Genomic DNA, 8,955 nt, shown 5'->3' with positions numbered 1-8,955 from the left:
ATAAACTCCATCTTTCTTAAATTTTTTAGACTTATTCACAAAATCACATCCCGTGGATAACTTAATACACAGGATGTTGGTAATTATCCACAAGTTAATCACAATCGGTGGATAACTTTATTGAATTTTGAGTTGTGCACAGATAAAATGTTGATAAATGAAAGCTGTAAACCTTAGGTCTATCAAACTTCATAAGACTTATCCACATCATTATACTTATTAACAAATCTACCTGTCAAACCTATGTGGATATGTTACTTTTATGTGCAGGAGTCTGTGTATGGTAACATATTTATCCACAGAATGTCACTGTTCCTCTGTGAATAAGTGGATAACTTTTCAGATAACATACACATAAAATGTACTTGCTTTATAAGGTTGAATTTGTTATATTTTAGTAGTTGCTTGAATTATGACTAAGATATTGATTAATTGAACTAAGTAAGGTGAGCATTTGATAGGAGCTCATCCTTTCGCAGACACCGTAGAAAAGACTACGGAGTAACTTGGTATAAGACTGTAATATCTCGGTTATAGCAGATAAGGCTGTAGATGCAGATCTTTTCCAAGAATCTCATGATGTTAAATATGAGAAAGCGACTATAAATGAATGAAATGATTCGATATGGAGGTGTTTTTACATGGTAAAACGTACTTATCAACCAAATAAACGTAAACACAGTAAAGTTCATGGTTTCAGAAAACGCATGAGCACTAAAAATGGCCGTAAAGTATTAGCGCGTCGTCGTCGTAAAGGCCGTAAAGTTTTATCAGCATAAGATCACTGACCTATCAGTGGTCTTTTTTTTGCTTTAAAGCAGGTAAAAGATCCGCAGGTTGGAAATTGATACCCCGATTCTCTACACTAGATGCGTAAGATACAAAGTAGGGTAGGGGAGCAGCAAGAAAAGAAAAATAAGTGAGTGATGGAAGTGGAAAAAGCATACCGCATTAAAAGGAACAGCGATTTTCAAGCGATTTACAGAAAAGGGAAGTCAGTCGCAAATCGCCAATTTGTCATTTATGTCATGCCTGACGAAAACTTGACTCATTTTAAATTAGGGATTAGTGTTTCTAAGAAACTCGGCAATGCAGTGACACGCAATCGTATCAAACGTTCAATCAGAGAAAATTTTAAAGTACATAAGAATGATATTATTGCGAAAAAGATTATTGTAATTGCAAGGCAACCTGCAAAAGATATGACTGTACTAGAAATTCAAAAAAGCTTAGAACACGTGCTGAAAATTGCAAAACTATTCAATAAGAGAATAAAGTAGACTATCCGAAGTCTTAGGTAAGACAAACGTAAGACTAACTTAATAGAATTTGAACACATATGTGGCAATTTACAATAAAAGTCATTACAATTATATAGTTAGAAATTTAAGTAGAGGAGGCGAAGCAGCATGTTGGATTTAGATACAATTACCAGTATTTCTACTCCGATGGGAGAAGGTGCAATCGGTATTGTCCGTTTGTCGGGAAGCCAAGCTGTTGAAATTACAGATCGGCTGTATAAAGGAAAGAAACCATTAGCTGAAGTAGATTCGCATACAATTAATTATGGGCATATTATCGATCCTGAAACGAATGAAGTCGTTGAAGAAGTGATGGTATCCGTGCTGCGTGCACCAAAAACATTTACAAGAGAAGATATCGTAGAGATTAACTGTCATGGTGGGATACTTACTATCAACCGTGTCTTAGAACTGACAATGACATATGGGGCAAGAATGGCTGAACCAGGGGAATACACAAAGCGTGCATTCTTAAACGGCCGTATTGATTTGTCTCAAGCTGAAGCAGTGATGGATTTCATCCGTTCTAAGACTGACCGGGCGTCTAAAGTTGCGATGAATCAAATCGAAGGACGCTTAAGCGATATGATTAAACGCCAACGTCAATCGATTTTGGAAATTTTAGCGCAAGTTGAAGTGAATATCGATTATCCTGAATATGATGATGTCGAAGATGCGACAACAGAATTCCTGTTAAAGCAGTCTGAATCAATCAAAGCTGAAATCGATCGTCTTTTAGCGACAGGTACACAGGGTAAAATCATGAGAGAAGGTCTTTCTACTGTAATTGTAGGTAAACCGAACGTCGGCAAGTCTTCTATGCTTAATAACTTAATTCAAGATAATAAAGCGATTGTCACTGAGGTTGCGGGTACGACGCGAGACGTCTTAGAAGAATATGTGAACGTCCGCGGTGTACCGTTGCGCTTAGTAGACACTGCAGGTATCCGCGAGACTGAAGACATCGTAGAAAAAATCGGTGTTGAGCGTTCACGCAAAGCACTCAGCGAGGCTGATTTGATTTTGTTCGTCTTAAACTATAACGAAGCGTTGACTGAAGAAGACCGTAAGTTATATGAAGTCATCAAAAATGAAGATGCAATTGTCATTGTGAATAAGACGGACCTCGAGCAGCACCTTGATTTAGATGAAGTGCATGAAATGGTCGGCGATATGCCTGTCATTGAAACATCAATGCTGAAACAAGAGGGCATTGATCAGCTCGAAGAACAAATCCGCGACTTATTCTTCGGCGGAGAGGTTCAAAACCAAGATATGACATATGTTTCTAACTCAAGACATATCTCATTATTAAAACAAGCAAGAAATTCAATACATGATGCAATAGATGCGGCAGAAGCCGGAATACCAATGGACATGGTACAAATAGACTTAACAAGAACATGGGAAATTTTAGGTGAAATTATCGGAGAATCCGCAAGTGATGAATTGATCGATCAGTTATTCAGTCAATTCTGTCTCGGAAAATAATTAAGGAGGATAAACTATGGCTTTGGATTATGATGTAATTGTCATCGGTGCCGGACATGCGGGTATCGAAGCAGGTCTCGCTTCAGCGCGCCGCGGTGCGAATACACTGATGCTGACAATTAACTTAGATAACGTTGGATTTATGCCATGCAACCCGTCAGTAGGGGGTCCCGCTAAAGGGATTGTCGTTCGTGAAATCGACGCATTAGGAGGTCAAATGGCTAAGACAATAGATAGAACGCATATTCAAATGCGTATGTTGAATACAGGTAAAGGTCCTGCAGTACGTGCATTAAGAGCACAAGCAGACAAAGCATTGTATCAACGTGAAATGAAACGTGTATTAGAAGATGAAGAGAACTTGCACATTATGCAAGGAATGGTAGATGAATTAATCATTGAAGGTGACGAAATTAAAGGTGTTCGTACAAATATCGGTACAGAATACCGCTCTCAAGCAGTTATTGTCACAACAGGTACATTCTTACGCGGTGAAATTATTTTAGGCAACTTGAAGTATTCAAGCGGTCCTAACCACCAATTACCATCTATTACACTTGCTGATAACTTGCGCGAACTTGGTTTTGAAGTTGTACGTTTCAAAACAGGTACACCGCCGCGTGTGAACTCTAAAACAATTGATTATGACAAAACAGAAATCCAACCAGGTGATGATGTAGGACGTGCATTCAGCTTTGAAACAACTGAATTTATTTTAGACCAGCTGCCATGCTGGCTGACTTATACAAATGATAAGACGCACCAAGTGATTGATGACAACTTGCATTTATCTGCGATGTACTCAGGTATGATTAAAGGTACAGGCCCGCGTTATTGCCCATCTATCGAAGATAAATATGTGCGTTTCAATGATAAACCGCGCCATCAATTATTCTTAGAACCAGAAGGCCGCGACACAAACGAAGTTTATGTTCAAGGATTGTCTACAAGCTTGCCGGAACATGTTCAGCGTGAAATGCTTCAAACGATTCCTGGTTTAGAAAAAGCAGACATGATGCGTGCAGGTTACGCTATCGAATATGATGCATTAGTACCGACACAATTATGGCCGACACTTGAAACTAAGAAAATCAAAAACTTATACACAGCGGGCCAAATCAATGGTACGTCTGGGTATGAAGAAGCGGCTGGCCAAGGCTTAATGGCCGGAATCAATGCTGCAGGCAGAGTGCTCGGTACAGGTGAAAAAGTATTAAGCCGTTCAGATGCTTATATCGGTGTATTAATCGATGACTTGATTACCAAAGGAACAAACGAACCTTACCGTTTATTAACATCTCGTGCAGAATACCGCTTATTATTACGTCATGATAATGCAGACTTGCGTTTAACGGATTTAGGTCATGAATTAGGATTGATTTCTGATGAACGTTATGCGCGTTTCAACGAAAAACGTGATCAAATCCAAGCAGAAATCGACCGTTTATCTAACATTCGTATTAAACCTAATGAACATACGCAAGAAGTAATCAAAGCTCATGGCGGTTCACCATTAAAAGACGGTATCTTAGCAATTGAATTGCTGCGTCGTCCTGAAATGGATTATCAAGCGATTCTAGATATTTTAGAGGAAGAACATCAAATTCCAGCAGCAGTAGAAGAACAAGTAGAAATTCAAACGAAATATGAAGGTTATATCAATAAATCATTACAACAAGTCGAAAAAGTAAAACGTATGGAACAAAAGAAAATTCCACACGACTTGGACTATAGTAAAGTTGACAGCTTAGCGAGCGAAGCACGTGAAAAATTAGCAGAAGTTAAACCATTAAACATTGCACAAGCGTCACGTATTTCAGGCGTTAACCCTGCTGATATTTCAATTTTACTGATCTATCTTGAACAAGGTAAGCTTGAAAGGGTGAAATAAATGAGTGTTGAATGGTTGGCTGATAAGCTAGAATCACATGGTATTACTTTGAACGACCAACAAAAACAACAGTTTCAAACTTATTACAAAATGCTGGTTGAATGGAACGAAAAGATGAATTTAACAAGTATCACGGATGAAGAAGAAGTGTACTTGAAGCACTTTTATGATTCCATCACAGCCGCATTTTATATAGATATGACAAAAGAACTCAGCATCTGTGATGTAGGCGCAGGTGCAGGGTTCCCAAGTATCCCGCTAAAAATTGTCTTTCCGCAGTTGAAAGTAACAATTGTGGATTCGCTTAACAAACGTATTCAATTCTTAAATCATCTTGCGGATGCTTTAGAATTAACAGGTGTGAGCTTTGTCCATGAGCGTGCTGAAAACTTCGGCAATACACGCGGAGACAACCGGGAGTCTTATGATATTGTGACAGCCCGTGCCGTTGCACGTTTAACAGTACTCAGCGAGTTATGCTTGCCGCTGGTTAAGACAGGCGGACACTTTGTGGCAATGAAATCTTCAAAAGGCGAAGAGGAACTTGAAGAAGCCCGATTTGCGATTGGTGTGTTTGGAGGAAGAGTCGAAGCGGTAGAAACCTTTGAACTGCCGGATGATGCAGGCGAACGCCAAATGATTATCATCGAAAAGCGCAGTAAAACACCTAAAAAGTATCCTAGAAAAGCAGGTACGCCTAATAAATCTCCTTTACTAAAATAAAAATAAATATTAGTATATAATTATATTTAGAGGGAGAGATTGCGGAATGAAAAAGCCTTTTTCTAAACTATTCGGTTTAACAAACAAAGATGAAGATATGACAGGCTATACTGAAGAAGATCGCAATAATCATGTTGAATCTATTCAAATTGAGAAGATTGTGCCTAACCGCTATCAACCAAGACAAGTCTTTGATCAGACGAAGATTGATGAACTTGCGGAATCCATTCAAGAACATGGATTGCTTCAACCGATTGTGGTACGACCGATTGAAGAGGGCATGTATGAAATCATTGCAGGTGAACGCCGTTTTCGTGCTATGAGCAGTATTCATATGGCATACGCGGATGTTATTATTCGCGAGATGACAGATGAAGAAACGGCAGTCGTTGCTTTGATTGAAAATATTCAACGTGAAAATCTATCGGCAGTTGAAGAAGCGGAAGCGTATCAAAAGTTATTAGAACTTGGAGATACAACACAAAGCGAACTCGCACAAAGTGTGGGTAAAAGCCAAAGTTTTATCGCAAACAAGCTACGTTTATTAAAACTTGCGCCAAAAGTGCTTTCTAAACTTGCAGAAGGTAAAATAACAGAACGTCACGCACGTGCATTGCTGAGCTTATCACATGAAGAACAAGAAGAAATGGTTCAAATCATTATTGATCAGCACTTGAATGTGAAACAAACAGAGGCCAGAGTGAAAGCCAAAGTCGGACCTGAAAAAGTCAAAGCACAAAACTTCCAATTCACAAAAGACCTCACACCAGCAAAAGAAGCACTTCAAAGCAGTTTTGAAAAAATAGAGAAAAGCGGACTTCGCGTAGAACAAAAAGAACGCGACCACGAAGACTATTTAGAAATTAAAATAAGAGTGTATAAACGCTAACAGCCATTCGTTCTTAGGAACGAGTGGTTTTTTTAGGCTCTATAATAAATTCGGTTGATGAGATAACCTAGCGGTTATTTCTCAATCGAATTTTTTGCATAAAAAGGGCGCAACCCCCTAATATTTAAGTTACCAACACAAATAAAGAGAGGAATTGCGCTTATGACACATTGTATAGCAAAAATACTTGATTATAAAGGGAAAAATATTACTTTTTCTGATGATGTTCAGGAAGTTTACTTTAACTTGGTAAGAACTCTACTATTTAAAGGCACTTTGACATACACACCAGATTGTTGTGAAAACTGCGGAGCAGTAAATGAAAACCATAGAATAGTAAAGAATGGTAAAAGAAAAACGAGGATAAAGCTTATGAAGATTCAAGGTAGTCCCAGTTATTTAGAGCTCAAAAAACAAAGGTTCTTTTGTCGTTCATGCCATTCATCATTTGTAGCAAAGACGAATTTTGTGAAAAAGCATCATAATTTCTGTAATAAATTAGCACTGCATATTCTGTATCAAAGCCATGAGAATAGATCTTGCAAAGGCATTGCTTACGATAACAATGTTAGTTCTGCTTCTGTAATACGTTATATTAATAAAACTGCAAATAGTGTTAAGTTAGGTCCATTTAATGAACTGCCCAAACATATCATGGTGGATGAATTCAAAAGTGTTAAAAATGTAGTAGGTAAAATGAGTTTTATATTTTGTGATGGTGATACGCATCAAATCGTAGATATTTTACCTGATCGTAGAAAGCGTGCATTATTTGCTTATTTTATCCGGTTTGATAGAGAAGTAAGAAAAAGAGTTGAAACAGTTACAACCGATATGTACAGCCCATATATTTCTTTATTTAAGCAGTTATTTCCAAATGCGAAAATCATTTTAGATCGATTTCACCTTGTTCAAGCATTAAATAGAGAACTCAATAGAGTTCGTATCAGGATAATGAATGAAAAAAGACATAAGGATGGCAAATACTATAGAAAACTTAAACATTATTGGAAGCTTATTCTTAAACCTTCCGAATCCTTGAATAGTACGCTTTATAAAGATAACAAGCTTTTCCCTGGATTAGAATCAGAAAAATCAATGATAAATTTTATTTTGGGTGAAAGCCCAGAGTTAAAGGATGTCTATGACAAAGTAAATGCGCTTCGTACATCAATAAAGACCAATGAAAATCATAAATTAACTCATCAAATTCTTAAATACCTTAAGGATAGAAATACTGATGGCGGACTTAAAAGAGTACTTAAAAGCTTTAGAAATTTTTTACCAGAAATTATGAATGCATTAAATCATCCTGGTCGCTCAAACGGCCCTATAGAAACTATAAATAACAACATTAAAGTACTAAAAAGAATCGCTTATGGATACAGAAATTTCTATAACTTCAGAAATAGAATTCTAATCAAATTCAAGCTATTAGCTAAGAAAAAACATCGCTTCCATACCCCATTGCCTAAAGCAGCTTAAAATAAAAAATGCTCAGTTAGTAATACTAAATTCCATAGGAATTAAAGCAATACTAGCTGAGCGACATAGTTTATGGTAACTATAATATTTGATTTCAAATTTTATGCATCAACCGAATTTGACATAGAGCCTTTTTTTATTGCGCAACTAGACATTCTATGTCCCTTCCCTTAGCTATAATGGTCGTAAATCAGGGCTATTTGGAGGGACAAACATGAAATATAGAACTTTAGCAGCAACACTTGCATCAGCGGCACTCATCCTTGCAGCATGTGGTAACCAAGAAGAAAATAAGCAATCTAAAAACGAAGACACGAAACAATCGCAATCCGATAATAATGAACAAACGAAAAAAGAAAGCAATACTACAGATTCAAAAACACAATCAAATGATCATTCAACATCTAAAAAAGACAATCACCAAAAGAAACCAGTTAAAGATGTAGCACAGCTTCAAACTAATGAAAAAGTAGCGCTCGCTTTATTCGCACCTCAAAAGCATCATAACGCAGTGACTGCGAATGAATTATTAAATCATTCATATACTATGTCACGCATGGGTTCGCCTAGCGAAGAACAAATTGCGATTGATACGTACCATCTCGAGAAAATACCTGCAGAATTTACAGGCGCACCGCAAGATATGGTGTTTTATCATGCTAAAGAAAGCACAGGACACTTTGGAACGATAATAGGTGTAAGTGATCATCAGGTTTTGGTTTCAGGAACACAAGGTGAAAGACGCTATCAAGAAATAGTGGATAATGGTGATTTGCATGATTTAAACGAATTAAATCAAAAATACGGCGATGAATCACAACTTCAACAAGTCGCAAATATGATTTCTATTAATGATGCAGCACAAGGCACATCTTCTAGCAGTCAAGCTCAGACCGAGTCCTCAAACGACAGTACATCATCTGATTCAAGTTCAGATTCTGATTCAGGAGAAACAGTCACACGTGACAATGTGATTGATAAAGTTGAAGAGTATGAAGGGCATACTTTAGATACAAGTACGTATACGTATAAAGAACCTGAACAAATGGGAGACGGCCGCTGGGGCTTCTCTATTTTGGATAAATCTGGTGATTTAGCAGGATCTTATATCGTAAATTCAGATGGTTCAGTAGAAAAGTATGACGCTGGCGGAGAGCGAGAATAAGGAGAACATT

At 37.5% G+C, this 8,955-nt stretch carries 8 protein-coding genes; all 8 read left to right on the top strand.

What is annotated here, in order from left to right:
- Nucleotides 1-641: 641 nt before the first annotated feature.
- The 8 genes from rpmH to MUA90_RS13460 all read left to right on the top strand — a co-directional run bounded on the left by rpmH (nt 642) and on the right by MUA90_RS13460 (nt 8,945).
- The gene (rpmH, locus tag MUA90_RS13495; protein WP_000240855.1) at nt 642-779 is read left to right on the top strand and encodes a 50S ribosomal protein L34; all 138 of its coding nucleotides are present in this window, start codon (nt 642-644) and stop codon (nt 777-779) included.
- Nucleotides 780-926: 147 nt separating this feature from the next.
- On the top strand, nt 927-1,280 hold the full coding sequence (gene rnpA, locus MUA90_RS13490) for a ribonuclease P protein component (RefSeq protein WP_162912182.1): 354 nt from the start codon (nt 927-929) through the stop codon (nt 1,278-1,280).
- Between the two features lie 132 nt (nt 1,281-1,412).
- Complete coding sequence (gene mnmE / locus MUA90_RS13485; RefSeq protein WP_262588856.1) at nt 1,413-2,792, top strand: tRNA uridine-5-carboxymethylaminomethyl(34) synthesis GTPase MnmE; 1,380 nt, start codon at nt 1,413-1,415, stop codon at nt 2,790-2,792.
- Nucleotides 2,793-2,808: 16 nt separating this feature from the next.
- Nucleotides 2,809-4,683, top strand: coding sequence for a tRNA uridine-5-carboxymethylaminomethyl(34) synthesis enzyme MnmG (gene mnmG, locus MUA90_RS13480; RefSeq protein WP_105994068.1), 1,875 nt, complete (start codon nt 2,809-2,811; stop codon nt 4,681-4,683).
- Complete coding sequence (rsmG, locus tag MUA90_RS13475) at nt 4,684-5,406, top strand: 16S rRNA (guanine(527)-N(7))-methyltransferase RsmG (RefSeq protein WP_262587477.1); 723 nt, start codon at nt 4,684-4,686, stop codon at nt 5,404-5,406.
- 46 nt (nt 5,407-5,452) lie between these two features.
- Entirely contained in the window at nt 5,453-6,295 is an 843-nt protein-coding gene (noc, locus tag MUA90_RS13470) for a nucleoid occlusion protein (protein ID WP_114604109.1), read from the top strand.
- 162 nt (nt 6,296-6,457) lie between these two features.
- The gene (locus MUA90_RS13465; protein WP_262587473.1) at nt 6,458-7,780 is read left to right on the top strand and encodes an ISL3 family transposase; all 1,323 of its coding nucleotides are present in this window, start codon (nt 6,458-6,460) and stop codon (nt 7,778-7,780) included.
- 214 nt (nt 7,781-7,994) lie between these two features.
- A complete protein-coding gene (locus MUA90_RS13460; protein ID WP_262587471.1) occupies nt 7,995-8,945 on the top strand; it encodes a hypothetical protein in 951 nt (316 codons plus the stop codon).
- The last annotated feature ends 10 nt before the right edge of the window (nt 8,946-8,955 follow it).

It is taken from the genome of Staphylococcus sp. IVB6181 (genome assembly GCF_025561445.1).
In the GTDB taxonomy this organism is placed as follows: domain Bacteria; phylum Bacillota; class Bacilli; order Staphylococcales; family Staphylococcaceae; genus Staphylococcus; species Staphylococcus simulans_B.
The sequence above is the reverse complement of the archived record's forward strand: the minus strand, read 5'-3'. Positions and strand labels throughout refer to the sequence as shown.

Bases quoted from the DNA above. Each gene is read 5' to 3' on its own strand.
- MUA90_RS13465 (WP_262587473.1), top strand. From the start codon at position 6,458: ATGACACATTGTATAGCAAAAATACTTGATTATAAAGGGAAAAATATT.
- rpmH (WP_000240855.1), top strand. From the start codon at position 642: ATGGTAAAACGTACTTATCAACCAAATAAACGTAAACACAGTAAAGTT.
- rnpA (WP_162912182.1), top strand. From the start codon at position 927: ATGGAAGTGGAAAAAGCATACCGCATTAAAAGGAACAGCGATTTTCAA.
- noc (WP_114604109.1), top strand. From the start codon at position 5,453: ATGAAAAAGCCTTTTTCTAAACTATTCGGTTTAACAAACAAAGATGAA.
- MUA90_RS13460 (WP_262587471.1), top strand. From the start codon at position 7,995: ATGAAATATAGAACTTTAGCAGCAACACTTGCATCAGCGGCACTCATC.
- mnmG (WP_105994068.1), top strand. From the start codon at position 2,809: ATGGCTTTGGATTATGATGTAATTGTCATCGGTGCCGGACATGCGGGT.
- rsmG (WP_262587477.1), top strand. From the start codon at position 4,684: ATGAGTGTTGAATGGTTGGCTGATAAGCTAGAATCACATGGTATTACT.